Annotated in this window: 19 protein-coding genes; 6 read left to right on the top strand and 13 right to left on the bottom strand. The window is 44.6% G+C overall.

Annotated features, from left to right (window positions below):
* The first annotated feature begins 83 nt into the window (after positions 1-83).
* The gene (locus IGJ44_RS01235; protein ID WP_430606048.1) at positions 84-1,529 is read left to right on the top strand and encodes a PLP-dependent aminotransferase family protein; all 1,446 of its coding nucleotides are present in this window, start codon (positions 84-86) and stop codon (positions 1,527-1,529) included.
* On the top strand, positions 1,513-2,238 hold the full coding sequence (locus IGJ44_RS01230; RefSeq protein WP_010748613.1) for a nitroreductase family protein: 726 nt from the start codon (positions 1,513-1,515) through the stop codon (positions 2,236-2,238). The genes IGJ44_RS01235 and IGJ44_RS01230 overlap by 17 nt, the downstream gene beginning before the upstream one ends.
* A gap of 127 nt (positions 2,239-2,365) precedes the next feature.
* Here IGJ44_RS01230 and tuf read toward each other — a convergent pair whose 3' ends face one another.
* The 4 genes from tuf to rpsL form a co-directional block, all read right to left on the bottom strand.
* On the bottom strand, positions 2,366-3,553 hold the full coding sequence (gene tuf, locus IGJ44_RS01225; RefSeq protein ID WP_005226902.1) for an elongation factor Tu: 1,188 nt from the start codon (positions 3,551-3,553) through the stop codon (positions 2,366-2,368).
* A 148-nt stretch (positions 3,554-3,701) separates the two neighbouring features.
* The gene (gene fusA, locus IGJ44_RS01220) at positions 3,702-5,786 is read right to left on the bottom strand and encodes an elongation factor G (RefSeq protein WP_005226900.1); all 2,085 of its coding nucleotides are present in this window, start codon (positions 5,784-5,786) and stop codon (positions 3,702-3,704) included.
* A gap of 80 nt (positions 5,787-5,866) precedes the next feature.
* The gene (rpsG, locus tag IGJ44_RS01215) at positions 5,867-6,337 is read right to left on the bottom strand and encodes a 30S ribosomal protein S7 (protein WP_003127957.1); all 471 of its coding nucleotides are present in this window, start codon (positions 6,335-6,337) and stop codon (positions 5,867-5,869) included.
* A gap of 70 nt (positions 6,338-6,407) precedes the next feature.
* Complete coding sequence (gene rpsL, locus IGJ44_RS01210) at positions 6,408-6,821, bottom strand: 30S ribosomal protein S12 (RefSeq protein ID WP_003127956.1); 414 nt, start codon at positions 6,819-6,821, stop codon at positions 6,408-6,410.
* A gap of 304 nt (positions 6,822-7,125) precedes the next feature.
* On the opposite strand from rpsL, the gene rpiA reads away from it, so the two are divergent.
* The 4 genes from rpiA (at position 7,126) to IGJ44_RS01190 (ending at position 10,162) form a co-directional block, all read left to right on the top strand.
* A complete protein-coding gene (gene rpiA, locus IGJ44_RS01205) occupies positions 7,126-7,800 on the top strand; it encodes a ribose-5-phosphate isomerase RpiA (protein WP_010748612.1) in 675 nt (224 codons plus the stop codon).
* Between the two features lie 150 nt (positions 7,801-7,950).
* Entirely contained in the window at positions 7,951-8,532 is a 582-nt protein-coding gene (locus IGJ44_RS01200; protein WP_005226873.1) for a recombinase family protein, read from the top strand.
* A 194-nt stretch (positions 8,533-8,726) separates the two neighbouring features.
* Positions 8,727-9,413: a 2,3-diphosphoglycerate-dependent phosphoglycerate mutase gene (gpmA, locus tag IGJ44_RS01195; RefSeq protein WP_005226871.1), complete on the top strand. Its 687-nt coding sequence runs from the start codon at positions 8,727-8,729 to the stop codon at positions 9,411-9,413.
* Positions 9,414-9,514: 101 nt separating this feature from the next.
* Positions 9,515-10,162: an SGNH/GDSL hydrolase family protein gene (locus IGJ44_RS01190; RefSeq protein WP_167826624.1), complete on the top strand. Its 648-nt coding sequence runs from the start codon at positions 9,515-9,517 to the stop codon at positions 10,160-10,162.
* 52 nt (positions 10,163-10,214) lie between these two features.
* Here the strand turns inward: IGJ44_RS01190 and IGJ44_RS01185 are convergent, their stop codons facing one another.
* The 9 genes from IGJ44_RS01185 to IGJ44_RS01145 form a co-directional block, all read right to left on the bottom strand.
* Positions 10,215-11,402 carry an iron-containing alcohol dehydrogenase gene (locus IGJ44_RS01185; RefSeq protein ID WP_167826623.1) on the bottom strand — a complete coding sequence of 396 codons (1,188 nt, stop codon included), beginning with the start codon at positions 11,400-11,402 and terminating at the stop codon, positions 10,215-10,217.
* A 198-nt stretch (positions 11,403-11,600) separates the two neighbouring features.
* Positions 11,601-12,305: a purine-nucleoside phosphorylase gene (gene deoD, locus IGJ44_RS01180; protein ID WP_005226852.1), complete on the bottom strand. Its 705-nt coding sequence runs from the start codon at positions 12,303-12,305 to the stop codon at positions 11,601-11,603.
* Positions 12,306-12,330: 25 nt separating this feature from the next.
* Complete coding sequence (locus IGJ44_RS01175; protein WP_005226849.1) at positions 12,331-13,149, bottom strand: purine-nucleoside phosphorylase; 819 nt, start codon at positions 13,147-13,149, stop codon at positions 12,331-12,333.
* Between the two features lie 10 nt (positions 13,150-13,159).
* Positions 13,160-14,326, bottom strand: coding sequence for a phosphopentomutase (gene deoB / locus IGJ44_RS01170; protein ID WP_142967950.1), 1,167 nt, complete (start codon positions 14,324-14,326; stop codon positions 13,160-13,162).
* 194 nt (positions 14,327-14,520) lie between these two features.
* Entirely contained in the window at positions 14,521-15,474 is a 954-nt protein-coding gene (locus IGJ44_RS01165) for an ABC transporter permease (protein WP_005232556.1), read from the bottom strand.
* Positions 15,474-16,625: an ABC transporter permease gene (locus IGJ44_RS01160; protein WP_005226844.1), complete on the bottom strand. Its 1,152-nt coding sequence runs from the start codon at positions 16,623-16,625 to the stop codon at positions 15,474-15,476. The genes IGJ44_RS01165 and IGJ44_RS01160 overlap by 1 nt, the downstream gene beginning before the upstream one ends.
* Positions 16,618-18,228, bottom strand: a complete 1,611-nt coding sequence (locus IGJ44_RS01155; protein ID WP_005232559.1) for an ABC transporter ATP-binding protein — start codon at positions 18,226-18,228, stop codon at positions 16,618-16,620. The genes IGJ44_RS01160 and IGJ44_RS01155 overlap by 8 nt, the downstream gene beginning before the upstream one ends.
* 137 nt (positions 18,229-18,365) lie before the next feature.
* A complete protein-coding gene (locus IGJ44_RS01150) occupies positions 18,366-19,484 on the bottom strand; it encodes a BMP family lipoprotein (protein WP_015508805.1) in 1,119 nt (372 codons plus the stop codon).
* A 63-nt stretch (positions 19,485-19,547) separates the two neighbouring features.
* Complete coding sequence (locus IGJ44_RS01145; protein WP_008376409.1) at positions 19,548-19,946, bottom strand: cytidine deaminase; 399 nt, start codon at positions 19,944-19,946, stop codon at positions 19,548-19,550.
* Positions 19,947-19,951: the final 5 nt, after the last annotated feature.

The raw sequence follows: 19,951 nt of genomic DNA, 5'->3' as shown, positions 1-19,951 counted from the left end.
GCTAAGTATAGTCAATCTTCCCCTTGACGAAAAGAGCCATTTGGCTTATTTTTAAACCATCCAATTGAAAAAGGTGGTGCAGGATGGCTTCATCAAGTATCGACAAACAGAAGAAACAACCGATTTACCAGCAGATCGTGACTCATTTTATCGAAGAGATCCAAGCGGGAACCTACGGACCTGGGGATCGTTTGCCACCAGAGCGCAGCCTCGCCCAGACTTTTGGCGTCAATCGTTCCACCGTCGTCAAAGCGTTAGATGAATTGAAAAGCTTAGGATGGATCGAACGAAAACAAGGCAGCGGCTCTCGTGTATTGGAAGGTCGTTGGGGGAACCGTCAAACGCCACTTTCTTATTTGCGCTCGTCTTTAAGCAGCCCTTATCTGCAGCAAGACCCTTACGTTCAACAGATTCAGCATTTGCGCACCGAGAAGGATGTGCTGGATCTGTACACAGGTGATCTACCTGCCGATCTGATCCCCGATTTCACGTTTCCTGCCTTTACCTGGGAAGAGATTCGCAAGGAAAGCACCAAAGTATTACCGACGGGTTATGAACCTTTGCAAGAAATCTTATTGCAGCACCTTGCTGATTCCTTCAATTTGCCCACCAACGGACAAAAACTAGTGATCACTGCTGGATCGACACAAGGAATCACCTTGCTAATGCAAGTCTTATTGCATGCGGGGGATTGTATCGCGACAGAGGACCCTTCTTTCTTGTTCTCTCTCCCCTTGTTTTCCACGATGAATGTCCAGCTGATCGGGATCAAGCAAGATAGCGAAGGGATGCGGCCTGCGGCATTGGAAAAAGTGTTGAAGGAAAAGAAGATCAAATTCGTCTATCTGAATCCCACCTTCCAAAATCCAACGGGACATACTATGAGTGACCATCGGCGCCAAGCGATCATCCGCCTTTGCCAAACCTACCAAGTACCGATCATAGAAGACGATGTTTTTAGCGAGTTGGCTTTTGATAAAGTACCGCCCAAGCTAAAATCCATGGCTCCCGAAACCGTCATTTATTTAGGCTCGCTTTCAAAATTACTAGGATCATCCATCAAAATCGGCTGGCTTTTGGTGCCAGAAGCGTTAGCCGACCAATTTGCCCACGCGAAAAAACGGATGGCGATCGATACCACGATCTTCCCGCAAGTCCTTGCCAACATCGCCTTACGCTCCTCTGATTACCACCAGCAGCAGCGGACACTGCTTGCAGAAATGGCCCAGCGCCAGCAAGACTTACTCCAACTCTTGCAGGCATTTCAGGAGGATTGGCAATGGCAGCCGACGAAAGGTGGCCTTTACCTGTGGTTGACTTGGCGTCACCGCACATTGACTCGCAAAGATTGGTCACTCTTTTTGGCGAACGATTGCTTAGTAGCACCTGCGTTTCTTTTCAGTAACGATACGAATGGCTTGCGTTTGAACTATACCCGCTTAGCCAAAGATGATTTACCGCTATTTCAAGAACGATTCACAAAAATCACCCAACAGTTAAAGGAGCAAACCTATGAACGAAACCATTGAGCTTTTGCACAATCACCGCACTTACCGACAATTTGACCCTGACTACCGCTTGAGCCAAGAGCAAGTAACCGCGATTTTGACTGCGGCTCGTCAAGCACCTAGCTGGATGAACGGGCAAGCCTATTCGATCTTAGTGATCGACGACCCGCAGATTCGCCAACAAATGGTCGAATGGAATCCTGGCAATCCTCATATCGCAGCAAGTTCACTCTTTCTGCTATTTTTAGCTGATTTAAATCGAACCAAAAAAGTTGCTGACGAAAAACAGACTCCCTATCCAATCGATGAAGGCTATCAGCCATTATTGATCGCCACCACTGATGCCAGCATCGCTTTGCAATCTGGTGCGATCGCTGCTGAATCACTGGGCTTAGGCACCGTCATTTCCGGCAGCGTCCGCAAAGACAGCGCCAAAATCGCTGAATTGTTGCACTTACCGGAATATGTCTATCCTGTGGCTGGCTTGAGCATCGGTAAACCAATCGTAGAAATGAAGGTCAAACCTCGCTTGCCAGAAGAAGCGGTCATTCATTACAACCACTATCAGGACTATTCTTATGAGGCGATCGAAGCCTACGATCAAACGATGACTGCTTTTGGGGAAGCTCGCGAGACCAAACCGTGGTCAGAAAAATTTGCTGGGTTTTACAGCAATCGTCCTGACCAAGGATTTGACGCCTTCTTGAAGAAGCAAAAACTAATAAAATAAAAAGCACCGCTCTCTCTAGCGTTGATGAATCCGTTACGGTTCATCGCAGCTAAAGAGAGCGGCTTTTTTCTACAAATGTCAAAAAAAGAGCAAAAGCGCGTACGCTTTTGCTCTTCGATCAATCAAATTAAGCTTGGATTGAAGTTACAACGCCTGAACCAACAGTACGTCCGCCTTCACGAATTGAGAAACGAGTTCCGTCTTCGATAGCGATTGGGTGGATCAATTCAACGTCGATTGTTACGTTATCACCAGGCATAACCATTTCAGTTCCTTCTGGTAATTCAACAACACCAGTTACGTCAGTTGTACGGAAGTAGAACTGAGGACGGTAGTTAGTGAAGAATGGAGTGTGACGTCCACCTTCTTCTTTTGTTAAAACGTAAACTTCAGCTTTAAATTTTGTATGAGGTGTGATTGTACCAGCTTTAGCCAATACTTGTCCACGTTGGATGTCTTCACGAGCAACACCACGTAGCAATGCACCAATGTTATCCCCTGCTTCAGCATAGTCTAACAATTTACGGAACATTTCAACACCAGTTACAGTTGTTTTAGCAGTTTCTTCAGCAATACCAACGATTTCAACTTCGTCACCAACGCGAACTTGTCCACGTTCAACACGGCCTGTAGCAACAGTACCACGTCCAGTGATTGAGAATACGTCTTCGACTGGCATCATGAATGGTTTGTCAGTGTCACGTTCTGGAGTTGGAACGTATTCGTCAACTGCAGCCATTAATTCCATGATTTTTTCTTCGTATGAAGCATCGCCTTCAAGAGCTTTCAAAGCAGAACCAGCGATTACAGGAACATCGTCGCCTGGGAAGTCATATTCTGACAATAAGTCACGAACTTCCATTTCAACTAATTCTAGTAATTCTTCGTCATCAACCATATCCATTTTGTTTAAGAAAACAACGATGTATGGTACACCAACGTTACGTGATAACAAGATGTGTTCACGTGTTTGAGGCATAGGACCATCAGCAGCAGATACTACTAAGATCGCGCCGTCCATTTGAGCAGCACCAGTGATCATGTTTTTAACGTAGTCCGCGTGTCCTGGGCAGTCAACGTGAGCATAGTGACGTGCTTCAGTTTCGTACTCAACGTGAGCAGTTGAGATAGTGATTCCGCGTTCGCGTTCTTCTGGAGCGCCATCGATTTGGTCGTAAGCTGAAGCTTGAGCCAAACCTTTTTTAGATAATACAGTTGTGATAGCAGCTGTAAGTGTAGTTTTACCATGGTCAACGTGTCCGATCGTACCAATGTTTACGTGGGGTTTAGAACGGTCAAATTTTTCTTTTGCCATTTTAAAATGTTCCTCCTAAAAATGCAGTTTATTTTTTATATTTGATAGGTAGGGAGCCGCAGCTCCCCATCCCTTATCATCGATAATATTGTACACGAAACTCAGAAAAAAATATAGCTTTTTACTTAATTTCCTATACTTCCATCAATTATTCAGCTTTGCCGCCGTTTTTCTTGATGATTTCTTCTTGAACAGATTTAGGTACATCTTCATAGTGATCAAATGTCATCATGAACGTACCGCGACCTTGTGTTGATGAACGAAGTGTTGTTGCGTAACCGAACATTTCAGCTAATGGCACGATTGCGTTCACGATTTGTGAGTTACCGTGTGCTTCCATTCCTTCTACGCGTCCACGACGAGCAGTTACGTGACCCATAACATCACCTAAGTAATCTTCTGGTACAGTGATAACTACTTTCATCATTGGTTCAAGAATTACTGGGTTTGCTTTCTTCGCTGCAGCACGTAAAGCCATAGAAGCTGCAACACGGAAGGCAGTTTCACTTGAATCGACATCATGGTATGAACCATCATAAAGTTTTGCTTTGATGTCTACTAATGGGTAACCGGCTAAGACACCGTTCGCCATTGAGTCTTCAAGTCCTTTTTCAACTGCTGGGATGTATTCACGAGGAACCACACCACCGACAATCGCGTTTTCGAATTCGAAGCCTTTACCTTCTTCGTTTGGTGTAAATTCGACCCATACGTGACCGTATTGACCTTTACCACCAGACTGACGTACAAATTTACCTTCCGCTTGTGTTGCTGCACGGAATGTTTCACGATAAGAAACTTGAGGCGCACCTACGTTTGCTTCAACTTTAAATTCGCGACGCATACGGTCAACTAAGACGTCCAAGTGAAGTTCTCCCATACCAGCGATAACAGTTTCGCCTGTTTCAGCGTTTGTTTCCACACGGAATGATGGATCTTCTTCAGCAAGTTTTTGTAAAGCAACCCCCATTTTATCTTGGTCAGCTTTTGATTTAGGCTCAACAGCGACTTCGATAACTGGTTCTGGGAATTCGATTGATTCAAGGATTACTGGTGATTTTTCATCACATAGTGTATCCCCAGTTGTTGTGTCTTTCAAACCAACAGCAGCGGCGATATCGCCTGAGTATACTGTTTGGATTTCAGCACGAGTGTTGGCGTGCATTTGTAGGATACGACCGATACGTTCGCGCTTGCCTTTTGAAGCATTCAATACGTATGATCCAGAGTTCAAGATACCTGAATACACACGGAAGAATGTCAAACGACCTACGAATGGGTCAGTCATTACTTTAAATGCTAATGAAGCAAATGGTGCTTCATCGTCAGCCGGACGATCAGTTTCTTCGTCTGTTTTAGGATTGATCCCTTTAATCGCAGGAACATCAAGTGGTGAAGGCAAGTAGTCGATGACTGCATCCAACATCAATTGAACCCCTTTGTTTTTAAAGGCAGATCCGCAAAGAACAGGGAAAAAGTCAACAGTCAATGTTGCTTGACGAATACCAGCTTTCAATTCTTCTTCAGTGATTTCTTCACCTTCCAAGAATTTCATCATTAGTTCTTCATCAGTATCAGCAACAGCTTCGATTAATTTTTCGCGCCATTCTTCAGCTAATTCTACGTATTCTTCAGGAATTTCAGTCTCTTGGATTTCAGTTCCTAAGTCATTTGTGTAGATTTCAGCTTTCATTTTTACTAAGTCGATAATACCAGTAAAGTCATCTTCCGCACCAATTGGTAATTGGATTGGGTGAGCATTTGCTTGTAAACGATCATGTAAAGTTGATACAGAGTATAAGAAGTCTGCACCAATTTTGTCCATTTTGTTACAGAATACAACACGCGGTACGCGGTAATCTGTCGCTTGACGCCAAACTGTTTCTGTTTGAGGTTCTACACCTGATTGTGAGTCCAACACAGTTACAGCACCATCAAGTACACGCAATGAACGTTGCACTTCGATTGTGAAGTCCACGTGTCCTGGTGTGTCGATGATATTTACGCGGTTTTCTTTCCATTGCGCAGTTGTCGCAGCAGAAGTGATTGTGATCCCACGTTCTTGTTCTTGTTCCATCCAGTCCATTTGAGAAGCACCTTCATGTGTTTCACCAATTTTATGGATTTTACCTGTGTAATAAAGGATACGTTCAGTTGTCGTTGTTTTACCAGCGTCAACGTGGGCCATGATCCCGATATTACGAGTTTTTTCTAGCGAAAATTCTCTTGCCATTCTAGGTTGTTCCCCTCTCATTCTTACTTAACTTAAGCTAAGGTTGTCTCAGTACCTTCCAATAAAAAGCAGTGAGGATCTTACCAACGATAGTGAGCAAATGCGCGGTTGGCTTCCGCCATTTTGTGTGTGTCTTCGCGTTTTTTCACAGAAGCACCAGTGTTGTTCGCTGCATCCATGATTTCTTTTGCAAGACGTTCTTCCATTGTGTGTTCGCCACGCAAACGAGCGTAGTTTACCACCCAACGAAGACCTAGAGTTGTACGACGTTCAGGACGTACTTCTACTGGTACTTGGTAGTTAGAACCACCGACACGGCGAGCTTTAACTTCCAATACAGGCATAATGTTTTTCATTGCTTGTTCGAAAACTTCCAATGGATCATTTCCTGTAGATTCTTTGATAATGCCAAAAGCATTGTAGATAATATTTGCAGCAACACCGCGTTTACCATCAACCATTACACGGTTGATCAAACGAGTTACTAATTTTGAGTTATAAATAGGATCTGGTAAAACATCACGTTTTGCAACAGGACCTTTACGAGGCATCCGTAACTCCTCCTTCCGAGATATCAGTTCTGATTTAAATAAGATTCATTTGATCTGTTTGTCTTAAAGATTAAGCTTTAGGACGTTTTGTACCATATTTAGAACGAGATTGTTTACGATCGTTAACACCGGCAGTATCCAATGCACCACGAACGATATGGTAACGTACCCCTGGTAAGTCTTTTACACGTCCACCACGTAACAAGACCACGCTGTGTTCTTGTAAGTTGTGTCCGATACCTGGAATATAAGCTGTCACTTCAATCAAGTTTGACAAACGAACACGCGCATATTTACGTAGAGCTGAGTTCGGTTTTTTCGGTGTCATAGTTCCCACACGAGTAGCTACCCCACGCTTTTGAGGTGAGTTAACATTCGTTTGAGCTTTCTTGAAACTGTTATATCCTTTGTTCAATGCTGGTGAATTTGATTTTTCAACCTTGGATTTACGAGGTTTACGTACTAATTGATTAATTGTAGGCATCCCTAGTTGTCCTCCTTCCTTGATTCGCTTTATAGTCCCACACATCCAGGTGGTTCTTTTTTTGCGATAAAAAATAATGCATTCTCTGCATTCATATCAACTATGCTTTGATAGACAGTCAGCACGTCTCCAACGAGAGACCTGTAGATAAAGCACCTTTGATAGAATATCATGCTTATTCTTACCTGTCAAGTATCCTCCTAGGCTTTTTTCAAAAGAAATCTGTTACGAAAAAATCCGCAAATTTTGCGCTTCTTCCTATATAATAGAGACAAAGCATTTATTTAAAAAAGGCGGGAAGAAAATGAACCTAAAAGAAATGGTCGGCATTGAAGCGGCTAGTTATGTAAAAGATGGCATGGTGGTTGGCTTGGGCACTGGCTCAACAGCCTACTACATGATTGAAGAACTGGGTCGACGTGTAAAAGAAGAAGGTCTATCGATCACGGGTGTCCCAACTTCTTGGGCATCGAAAAAACAAGCAGAAGGATTAGGTATCCCGATTCGCACCATCGATGAAGTGGACGCTGTGGATCTAACGATCGACGGTGCAGATGAGATCAGCCAGGATTATCATGGCATCAAAGGCGGCGGTGCAGCCCTTTTATTCGAAAAAATCGTGGCGTCTAACTCCAAAAAAGTCTTGTGGATCGTTGATGAATCGAAAATGGTCGAAACACTTGGTGCCTTCCCGTTGCCAGTGGAAGTGATCCCTTATGGCAGCCAACAGCTGTTGCGTCTGTTCGAGAAGAAAAACTACCATCCAAAACTGCGTCTGAATGAAGAAGGCGAACCGTTAAAAACCGATTGCAGCAATTACATCATTGATCTTCATCTAGAAACGATCACCGCCCCTACTGAGTTGGCACAGGAATTAGATGCTACAGTAGGCGTGGTTGAACACGGTCTGTTTTTGGATATGGTCCATACGATCATTGTTGGATTGCCTGAAGGCCCGAGTACCAAGCACGTTAGATAAAGGAAACAAAAAAGAGGAGCGATAATGCTTCTCTTTTTTTCGTTATTTTTCTTCAATCGACTTAATTTTTATTATTTTTTGTGCAAATTACCCTATCATTTAAGAAATAATTATGATACATTCAATAAAAAGGGAAAGGTAGGAGGGTTTATGAAAATCATAGGCTATGCTCGTTCAACGATCACCGACAACTCAACAAGTGAACAATTAAACAAGCTCGAAGAATTCGGGTGTCATGAATTTTTCCATGAGACATTTAGCGTGGAAGAAAGTGAAGAAAATCATTCATTGGAGTCAGTGGTGGCACAAATGCAACCCGGCGACACCTTAGTCGTTACGGAACTGCATCGTTTAGGGAAAACCACCAGACAGCTGACCGATCTCACTGATCTATTAAAACAGCGAGAGCTTCATCTGGTTTCACTGGCAGAACAAATCGATACCCGCGGTCCGATGGGACAGGTTTACTTCAATTTAATGGAAGGACTTGCGATCATGGAACGCTCACTCATCAAAGAGCGCACGCTGGTCGGCTTAAATAAAGCCCGCAAAAAAGGCAAAATTGGCGGTCGTCCAAAAATCGATCCGAAAACGATCAAAAAAATCCGTCAATTGTACTACGAGAAAAAAGAAACGATTCAATATATTTCTGAAAAATGCGGTGTTTCTGTAGGTACATGCTATAAATACATAAAATTATCCGAAGAAGAATGGAACAAGTTACGTTCATAGTTGTCGACTCCCCCTGGAACAGCATGAAACAAAAGCGGTCCTCTTTTTAATGATCCCCTTTTGTTTTTCCTTAAGAATGGCGTTTTCCCCCAGCTTTTCCTCCAAAACCATGGAAATTCTTTGAGAAAGAGTGTACAATAAATACGGAATTGAAAATTTCAGAAAAATATCGAATATCTAAAGGAGAGTTTTACATGCCAAAATTAGTATTTTCTCGTCATGGACTAAGCGAATGGAACAAATTAAACCAGTTTACCGGTTGGGCTGATGTTGATCTAGCGCCAGAAGGTGTCGAAGAAGCAATCGAAGGCGGACGTAAAATCAAAGAAGCAGGCATCGAATTTGACGTTGCTTACACATCTGTTTTAACTCGTGCCATCAAAACTTGTAATTACATTTTAGAATATTCTGATCAACTTTGGGTACCAACGATCAAATCATGGCGCTTAAACGAACGTCATTACGGTAAATTACAAGGTTTAAATAAAAAAGAAACTGCTGAAAAATACGGTGACGAACAAGTACACATCTGGCGTCGTTCTTACGATGTTTTACCTCCATTGATGGAAGCTTCAGATGAAGGTTCTGCTGCAAACGACCGTCGTTATGCAATGCTTGACCCTCGCGACGTACCTGGTGGAGAAAACTTAAAAGTTACTTTAGAACGTGCATTGCCTTTCTGGCAAGATGAAATCGCCCCAGCATTAAAAGACGACAAAACTGTCTTAGTTGCGGCTCACGGAAACTCTCTACGTGCATTAGCAAAACATATCGAAGGTATTTCTGACGAAGATATCATGGATCTTGAGATCCCAACTGGTCAACCACTTGTTTATGAATTGAACGATGATTTGACTGTTGCGAAAAAATACTACTTATAAGCCTCGCTTATCGCTGCCCTTTTTTAAAAAAGGGCAGTTTTTTTATTGGCATTTCCTCCCCCCTCTTTTATAATTGAGGGCGTACTCGAAAGGAGCTTATTATGAAACTAGTCAAAAATGATACCGTTTTATTTTTAGGTGACAGCATCACAGATTGCGATCGTGATCGCCAAGATCCCCACGATTTAGGACATGGGTTTGCCCGTCTCGTTGCCGATCAGCTGGCAGAAACATTCCCCACTGCAGGATTTACCTTTTATAATCGGGGGATCGGCGGCAACAAAGCTGCCGACGTCTTAGCCCGTCTCCAAGAAGATTGCCTTCAATTAGCGCCTGACGTCTTGGTCTTTATGATTGGGATCAACGACACGTGGCACAATGCCGGTGGTCCCGATTTTGGTTCAGAAGCTGCGGCAACGTCCTTTGAGGCAACCTACCGTCAAATTCTGGAACAAGTGACCCAACAGGGGATCACGCGTATTTTCTTGCTGGAACCTTTTGTTTTGCCATATCCTGAGGATCGCCAAACTTGGCGAATCGATCTTGATCCGAAAATCCAAATCGTTCGTCGCTTAGCTGCCGCCTTTCATTGTCAGCTGCTGCCGCTGGATGGCTTGTTTGCCGAAGCAGCCGTTGCTAGCTCCCCGCAGGCACTGACAGGCGATGACGGGGTGCACCCCACTCCTGCTGGACACGCCTTGATTGCAGATCAGCTAATGGCGCGTTTGGCTTTTTCTTCTGAAGGGTAAATAAACAGACCGCTCCGCGACAACCAAGTCGCAGGAACGGTCTTTTTTATGATTAAAGATAGGTTGAAGGAGTCAAGGAATCTTGGTAGATTGCAATCACGTCTTCTTCTTGCAGCGGTACATACGCATTTGTTGCAATAGAGCTGAATTGAACTGCTTGAGCCGCCATTTCAGCAAAATGGGTGTCATCGGCGATCCCTACTTCTGGCAAAGTCATCGGAATATCGCAAGAAGCAAAAAAGTCATACAGTTTTTGAATCCCCATTCGGGCAGCTAATTCTGGCACTGCTTCTTGGACACCAAAGACTTCTCTGGCAAACCGCGCAAATTTCGGCGCCGTTTCTTCATTCAACACATGAAGCATCCAGCGTGGGGTCAGGATCGCTAAGCCGATACCATGGGTAATGTCATAAAACGCACTCAACTCATGCTCCATCGCATGACAAGACCAAGCACCACCCTTGCCGCTTCCAGTCAAACCATTTAAGGCTAAGGTGCTCGCCCACATCAAATTCGCCCGTGCATCATAGTCTGTGGGGTCATTTAATGCGATGGGCAGATTTTTAATGACTGCTTTTAGCAATCCTTCTGCTACACCGTCTTGGACATCTGTTCCTTCTGTTTTACTGAAATAATTTTCAATCAGATGGCTCATGATATCCGCTGAACCGGCAGCCGTTTGATAGCGACTGACACTAAAGGTCGTTGTTGGATCTAAAAAAGATACTTTCGGTAAAAATTCGGGTCCGTGAACACCAAGTTTTTGTTTCGTTTCTAGATTAGAGATCACCGCGCCGCGATTCATTTCACTGCCAGTAGCCGCAAGGGTCAAGATCGTTACTAATGGAATCGCTGGTCCTTGATAGCTTCTGGAAAGAACTAAGTCCCAAGGCTCTTGCTCACTGCAAGCCGCCCCAGCGATCACTTTGCTGCAATCAATTACAGAACCGCCGCCAACAGCTAAAATGACGTCGATCTTTCCTGAACGACAAAGAGCGGCTCCTTGACGAACGGTTTCGATTCGTGGATTTGGATCGACACCAGTCAATTCAGTGACTTGATTGCCGTTGGCAGTCAATTGCGCCATGACTGCATCGTACAAGCCGTTTTTCTTGATACTGCCGCCACCATAGACTAGCAAGACGTTTTTTCCAAATGTATTCAGTACTTCTGGCAGCTCGTTCAGACGATCTTTCCCAAAACGAATGTCCGTCGTTACATGAAACGTAAAATTATTCATTGTCTCGTCTCCTTTTTACACCTTTTCTTTTCATTAAACCATTTTCTGGCAAAAGTGCAACGCTTCTTCGTGGCTTTTTGCCAACAAAAAAAGATAACACATTCTCGGTTGCATGCAAACCAATACGATTTGACTGCTTGCTCTATCAAAAGCAAGCAGCCTTCGCATCGTTCATGCACCGATCCTGTGGTATCTTTTTTACGCGATCGCTGTTTCTAAGCCAACTTTGATCATGTCGTTAAATGTCGTTTGTCTTTCTTCTGGCGTTGTTTCTTCTCCAGTGATGATGTGGTCGCTGACGGTACAGATCGCTAAGGTTTGAACGTGGAATTTCGCCCCTAAATAGTATAAGGCTGCGGCTTCCATCTCAACACCCATCACCCCAAGGTCTGCCAACTGTAACGTTTCCGTCATGTCATCTTTGTAGAAGGTATCTTCAGATAAGATATTACCGACGTGAGTCGTAAATCCTGATTCAATCGCTGTATCATAGGCTTTACGCAACAGTGCAAAGTCAGCGATTGGTGGGAAATGGAAACTTTGGAAGTTTTTTGCTACCATCGATGAACTTGTTGCTGCCGCTTGGGCAATCACAAGATCACGCACGTGGACATCTTTTGAAATGGCACCACACGTACCGACCCGAATCAATTTCTTCACGCCGTAAGAGTTGATCAATTCATGGGCATAGATACTCGCTGAAGGCATGCCCATGCCAGTTCCTTGGACAGAGACCCGCTCGCCCTTATAAACGCCTGTATAGCCCAACATTCCCCGAACATTGTTGTAACAGATCGGGTCTTCTAAAAATGTTTCAGCAATATATTTTGCCCGCAGTGGATCACCTGGTAACAAGATTTTGTCTGCGATCTCTCCTGCTTTTGCTTCGATATGAACGCTCATTCGTTTTTCTCCTTTGGTCTGCTTTTTATAGTACTGCTAACGTTTCTTTGATCAACGCTTTAAATTCTGCCTTGACCCGTTCCGTCGTTTCCACGACTTCTTCATGATTCAAGCTCGCTTGCATACCAGCAGCCAAGTTTGTAATACAAGAAACACCTAAGACTTTCAAGCCACTGTGAACAGCAACGATCACTTCTGGGACAGTCGACATACCGACAGCATCGGCACCGATCGTCCGAGCAAAGCGGATCTCTGCTGGCGTTTCATACGTAGGACCTGAGAAGCCCATATAAACGCCTTCTTTTAAGTGCAATCCTTTTGATGCACCAACTTTTTGTGCCGCTTCCCGATAAGGCAAATGGTAGGCTTGGCTCATATCTGGGAAACGTGGCCCCATTTCTTCTTCGTTTTCACCAATCAGTGGGTTGTCCCCCATAAAGTTGATTTGATCGGTGATCAACATCAAGTCTCCAGGCTGGAAGCTTTCGTTTACGCCGCCACAGGCATTCGTCACGACTAAAGAATGAGCTTTCAATGCCGCCATCACACGGACGGGGTAAGTGACCGTCTGCATCGAATGGCCTTCATAATAATGGAATCGTCCTTGCATCGCTAAGACTTTTTTCCCAGCTAATGTTCCATAGACCAATTGTCCTGCATGACCGACCACTGTCGAAACAGGAAAATGCGGGATATCGTTATAAGGCAATACGATTGGGTTTTCGATCTCATCGGCTAATTCACCTAAGCCAGATCCTAAAATCAACCCAAATTCCACTTCACCGACGCCGCTTTCTTGGATAAATGCCGTTGTTTCTTGTAATTTCTCATGTAACGTTGTCATTTCATCACCTCTAGTTTAAATGTTGTAAAAAGCTTGTTCCGTTTTCTGTAGCTGAAACACCAAAGTTTTCAGCGATCGTTGCGGAAATATCCGCATAGTAGCCTTGTGGCAATTTGCCTTGGCCTTGGAATTTCTTGCTGTACGCTAATAATGGCACATATTCTCTCGTGTGATCCGTTCCCGTAAAGGTTGGGTCATTGCCGTGGTCAGCTGTGATCAACAACAGATCCTCGTCTCCCATTGCTTCTAAAAGTTCTGGAATACGCAAATCAAAATCTTCAATGGCATGGGCATACCCTACAACATCGCGACGGTGACCATAAAGCGCATCGAAGTCGACCAAGTTCGTAAAGCTTAGACCCGTAAAGTCTTGTTTCATCACCTTCAGTAACTGATCCACACCGTCCATGTTGCTCTTCGTCCGTACAGAATCGGTGATTCCTTGCCCGTTGAAGATATCATTGATCTTTCCAACGGCGATCACGTCTTTTCCAGCTTCTTTCAAGGAATCTAACACTGTATGGCCAAATGGATCAAGTGCGTAGTCATGACGATTGCTCGTACGAGTAAAGTTTCCAGGCTCACCGACATACGGACGCGCGATGATGCGGCCGATCATGTATGGCTCATCTTTCGTGATGTCCCGAACGTACTGACAAATACGATACAATTCTTCTAATGGAATGATTTCCTCATGCGCGGCGATCTGCAACACTGGGTCAGCCGAGGTGTAAACGATCAGATCGCCGGTCTTCATTTGATGTTCGCCAAAGTCATCAATGACTGCTGTCCCAGAATACGGCGCATTGCAGACGATTTTGCGTCCAGAGAACTCTTCGATCTGTTGCAATAATTCATCGGGAAACCCATCTGGAAATACGCGGAAAGGCTTTTGGATATTCAAGCCCATGATCTCCCAGTGCCCCGTCATCGTATCTTTCCCAACAGAAACTTCTTCCAATTTGGTTGCATACCCATCATGGTCAGCTACCGCCTTTACGCCTTCTAAAGGACGAATCGTACCTAGGCCTAATTGTTCCAAGTGAGGGATCGTTAAGCCTGCTTCTTTTGCAATATGGCCTAATGTATCTGAACCGACATCACCAAAAGCTGCCGCATCAGGTGCTTCACCAATTCCGACTGAATCCATCACGATCAAGTGTACACGTTTAAACATTCTATTCCCTACTTTCTTTATTTTATGCTTTTACAAGCGGATCTACTACCTCTATCATACTAAACTTAAGCAAAAATTGCGCTGGGTTGCTTTGGAAATTTCCTGACGCGTTCCTTTCACCCAGAGGATAGAAAAAGGGCAGGACACAGCAACACATTCATGTCCCATAGCCCCACCCTTTCATACTGAAAAAATTATTTAGATTTAATGTAGTTCTTCCCGTTAGCTTTCGGACCAGCAGCTTTTCCAAGGAAAAGAACGAGCACGATGATCGTCAAGGCATAAGGTGCAGCTTGTAAGTAAACCGCTGGAATGGAAGAGATGATTGGCAGCTGGCCACCTACGATACTGATGTTTTGCGCGAAACCGAAGAAAATCGCTGCTCCCATCGCACCAAGTGGATTCCATTTACCAAAGATCATCGCAGCCATCGAGATAAACCCTTGACCGGCGATCGTTGTCACGGCAAAGCGACCCGCGATCGATTGAGCAAACAAGGCACCGCCCATCCCACCAAGGAATCCAGAGATCAAGACGCCTGAGTAGCGCATCACGTAAACATTGATCCCTAAGGTATCAGCTGCTTGAGGATGCTCACCGACAGAACGAAGACGCAACCCAAAGCGTGTTTTGAAAATCACGAACCACGCGATCACTGAGATCAAAATGGCGAAGTATGCCGGTAGGAACGTTTGATTAAAGAAAATCGGGCCAATGATAGGAATATCTTTAAGAATCGGGAAGTTGAAATACCCCAATGTCCGTTGGATGTTATCCGTTTGCCCTTTGTTGTAGATCGCTTTAACTAAGAACACAGCCAAAGCTGGTGCCATCAAGTTCATCACCGTACCACTGATGATGTGGTCGGCACGGAAGTTGATGGTTGCCACCGCATGCAGCAAGGAGAAAACCACACCGACAAGTCCGCCGACGAGCATCCCTAACCACGGTGTCCACGCACCAAATTGTGACGCAAATTCAATATTGAAAACAATCGAGCTAAAAGCACCCATAACCATGATTCCTTCAAGACCCACGTTAACGATCCCGCTGCGCTCTGAGAACACGCCACCTAGCGCCGTCAAAATCAGAGGAGACGCATAAATCAATGTTTGAGTGACGATCGAAGAAATTAAACTAATATCCATTAGATGGTTCCTCCTTCCTGATCTTGATCGTTTGGTTGGGCTTCAATCTCCTGTACGACCAGCGCTTCTTTTTTGCCGTCAAAGATTTTTGCCAACAAGAAACGAATCACAAAGCTGATCGCTACGAAGAAAATAATAATTGCGATATTGACATCGACTAATTCAGATGGAATACCTGCAAACTGCATGCCTTGTCCACCTAATTTCAAAATACTGAACAAGAGGGCTGAAAGCAAGATTCCGATCGATGAGCCGCTTCCTAACAAGGATACAGCCATACCGTCAAACCCGATGCTCAATGATGACCCTTGAACGAAGAAGTTTTCAAACGTTCCTAGTCCTTGAACGACTCCACCTAATCCAGCAAGCGTTCCAGAGATGATCATGGAGATAATGATCGTCCGTTTGCTGCTCATCCCCGCATATTCAGAAGCGCTTGGGTTCAAGCCCACCGCGCGGATCTCATAACCAAGAGTGGTCTTTTTCATCAAAAACCAAACCAAAACTAAGAAGATCAAGGCTAAGAAGATCCCTAAGTTCAAGCGAGAGTTGCTCGTGATGCTTGCTAGAAACGGCGTCTGCATGGAGGCATTTTCCCCCACCATTTTTGTGACCCCTTTTGTCGTGATCATGGATTCGCTCATCACATTATTGACTAAATGGTTCCCCGTATAAAGCAAGATATAGTTCATCATGATCGTCACGATGACTTCACTTGTTCCAAAGAATGCCCGTAGGAAACCAGGAATCGCAGCTGCGATCGCCCCGCATAAAGCCCCTACGATCACGGCTAATGGCAAGACCACCAACCGAGGCGCATCTGGCATCGCTAGTGCTACCCAGATACTGGCAACCCAACCTGCTAGCGCTTGACCAGAAAGACCGATATTGAAGAATCCGGCTGAGTTTGCAACGGCAAACCCCAGAGCGGTAAAGATCAATGGTCCTGCTGTAACAAAAATCTCACCAATGTTGCGGGCATTTAACCCACCTGTTTGTCCGTTGATAAAAACGGTCCGAAACATTTGTGTATACCCTGTGATTGGGCTGTAGCCGAAGGCCGCCATGATGATCCCGCCAAGGACGAATCCCAACAAGACAGCGATGATCGGCACTAATATATTGCGGATCTTTTCTTTGCGGTTATTCAACCGAACCACCTACTTCCTCCATTTGCAGCTCTCGTCTTGCTTCCTCCAAGGAGTACCCTGCCATCAACAAGCCAAGCTCTTTCTCTGATGTTTCTTTCGGATCAACGACCCCAACGATCTCACCAGCATGAATAACAGCAATGCGGTCTGATACATTCAAAATTTCATCTAATTCAAAGCTGACTAACAATACCGCTTTGAACTTATCCCGCTGTTCAATCAAGCGTTTGTGGATAAATTCGATCGCTCCAACATCCAACCCACGGGTCGGATTGGCAACGATCAATAGATCAGGATCGCGGCTGATTTCTCGTGCGATGATCGCTTTTTGTTGATTCCCGCCGGACAATGCCCGTGCTGGTACGATCTCGTTGACTGTTCGTACGTCAAATTCTTGAATCAAGTCACGAGCAAACTCGTTGATCTCTCCGTAATCCAAGACACCTGCATTACTCAAAGGTTTTTTGTAGTAGGTTTGCAAGGCGATGTTTTCTGATAACATCATATCCAAGACAAGTCCGTATTTATGGCGGTCTTCTGGCACATGACCAACGCCGGCTTCGGTGACTTTCCGAGGCTTGAAGTTGGTGATGTCATCACCATTCAGCAAGACCTTGCCGCTTTCGACTTTCCGTAAACCAGTGATGGCTTGTAACAGCTCTGATTGCCCATTGCCATCGATCCCAGCAATCCCCAATACTTCACCTGCACGTACTTCTAAGCTTAAGTTTTTGACTGCTTCTAAGCCACGGTTTTCTTTTACAACTAAGTTTTCAACAGAAAGCACGACTTCTTTTGGTGACGCTTCTTTCTTCGGTGTCTTGAAGGACACAGAACGACCAACCATCATATCGGCCAACTGTTGTGAGCTGACGTCTTTGACATTGACGGTGCCGATCCCTTGTCCCCGACGGATAACTGTACAACGGTCTGCCACCGCTTTGATCTCATCCAGTTTGTGGGTGATCAAGATGATCGATTTGCCTTCACGCACCAATCCGCGCATGATCTCGATCAGCTCTTCGATTTCTTGCGGTGTCAAAACTGCCGTTGGTTCATCAAAAATCAGTACATCTGCGCCGCGGTAAAGAGTCTTCAAAATCTCTACCCGTTGTTCCATCCCGACAGAGATGTCACGCACATAAGCATCTGGATCAACCGATAAACCATATTGTTCAGAAACTTTTTTGATTTCTTTGCGGGCTTTCTTGCGATCTAACACACCGAGATGATGTGGTTCGCTCCCCAAAATGATATTTTCTGTTACAGTAAAGGCGTCTACCAGCATGAAATGCTGATGCACCATCCCGATCCCCAATTTGTTTGCTGCGGTCGGACTCGTGATATTCACTTTTTCACCATTCATCCAGATTTCACCAGATGTTGGTTCCAATAATCCTGACAGCATATTCATCAAGGTCGACTTGCCCGCTCCATTTTCACCAAGCAATGCGTGGATTTCTCCTGGCCTTACTTGCAAGTTGACATCGTCATTGGCTTTGAACGTTCCAAACTCTTTGGTGATATGACGCATTTCTACAACATATTTTTCCTCAGCCAAATTACTCACATCCTTACTTTCTAATTCGCTTATACAAACCATTCATCATGTCAAAAAAATAATTGCTATTGCTTAGGATGATTACTATCCTCATGAAAACCCGTAGCTTTCATCAACATAGTAATCCAACAACGATCATCTTGCCCTAAACTAGGGCAAGATAACCGAAAAGCACAACTTTATTTTTCAGGTGTTTCTGGTACTTCTACTTTGCCGTCGATCACGTCTTGTTTCGCTGTTTCGATCGCTGCTTTGGCATCATCTGAAAGGAACCCTTCAGTAATGTCTACACCGCCATCTTTCAAGCCGTAAACAATATGTTCGCCGCCAGGGAAGTTGTCTTCTAACGCACGAGTTGAGATATCTTGTACCGCTGCGCCAACACCTTTCAATGTTGAAGCCAATGTGAAGTTATCTTCTTTGCCGTCAGCAGTTGTGTATTTTCCTTCGTCTTGTTGATCGCTATCCACACCGATGACCCAAACTTTTTTGTCTTCTAGATCTGCTTCGTTCAATTGTTCATTGATTGCTTTTGCTTCTTGGAAGACACCTGCACCAGTACCACCAGATGCGTGGAAGATTACGTCAACGCCACTTTGGTACATTGAAGCAGCCAATGCTTTCCCTTTAGCAGGATCACCAAATGATGCTGCATATTGAGGATCAACCGTGATTTCTTTGCCTAATTTTTCAGCTGCGTCTTGAACGCCCTTCATGAAACCAGCTTCGAAACGGTCGATAACGACGCCTTCTTCACCACCGATGAAGCCGACTTTGTTTGTTTTGGTTGTATACGCTGCGGCAAAACCAGCTAAGTAAGCTGCTTCGTTATCTTTAAATGTTGCTGAAACAACGTTGTCTTTGCCTTCGATCACATCATCGATGATCCCGAATTGTGTATCAGGGTTTTGGTCAGCTGCTGCTGCGATTGAATCTTTCAATAAGTAACCTACACCGAAAACTGTTTTGAAACCATTTTGAACGGCACCATTTACGTTGGTTGTGTATTCTGAAGCTTCATTTGATTGCACGTAGTCATAACCACCAGCACCGCGAGCGATCCCGTGTTCCTCACCCCATGCTTCTAAGCCTTCCCACGCTGATTGGTTGAATGAACGGTCATCCACCCCACCGATATCGGTAACGATTGCGACACTATGCGCTGCATCAGTCGTACCGTCTGCAGAACCGCCGCCAGTTGAATCAGTTGAACCTGAATTTCCTCCGCCACAAGCACCAAGTAAAGTCAACCCAGCTACTGCAACAATACCTAAACTAAATAATTTTGCTTTTTTCATTGCTGTAAAGCCCCCTAAAAATATAGTTTTTTTCAACAGCCGCATCGACTGAATGAACATGGTTTATAAATCTTTGTTCGTGAAGTAATAAGGCAATAGACCTTCTACCGTGGTTTCTTTGATGACACCATCATCGCCGACTAAGGTCACCGGCATATCTGGCGCACAAAATTCCACCATGACCTGGCGGCAAGCACCGCAAGGAGAGATCGGTTCTGGCGTATGACCCGCCACAACCAAATGTTGAAACTCTTTTTCGCCTTCAGAAACGGCTTTGAAAAAAGCGGTTCGTTCTGCGCAATTTGTTAAGCCATATGAGGCATTTTCAATGTTGATCCCTTGATATATCGTACCATTTTTGGCAACGAGACAAGCACCGACCGGAAACTTAGAGTACGGCACATACGCTTTATCTAAGGCGGAAACGGCGGTGTCGATCCACTCTTTTTTCGCTGTTGTCATTGTCT

Source organism: Enterococcus sp. DIV1368d, from assembly GCF_050542975.1.
Classification (GTDB): Bacteria; Bacillota; Bacilli; order Lactobacillales; family Enterococcaceae; genus Enterococcus_D; species Enterococcus_D casseliflavus.
This window is presented reverse-complemented; position numbering and strand designations above follow the sequence as displayed.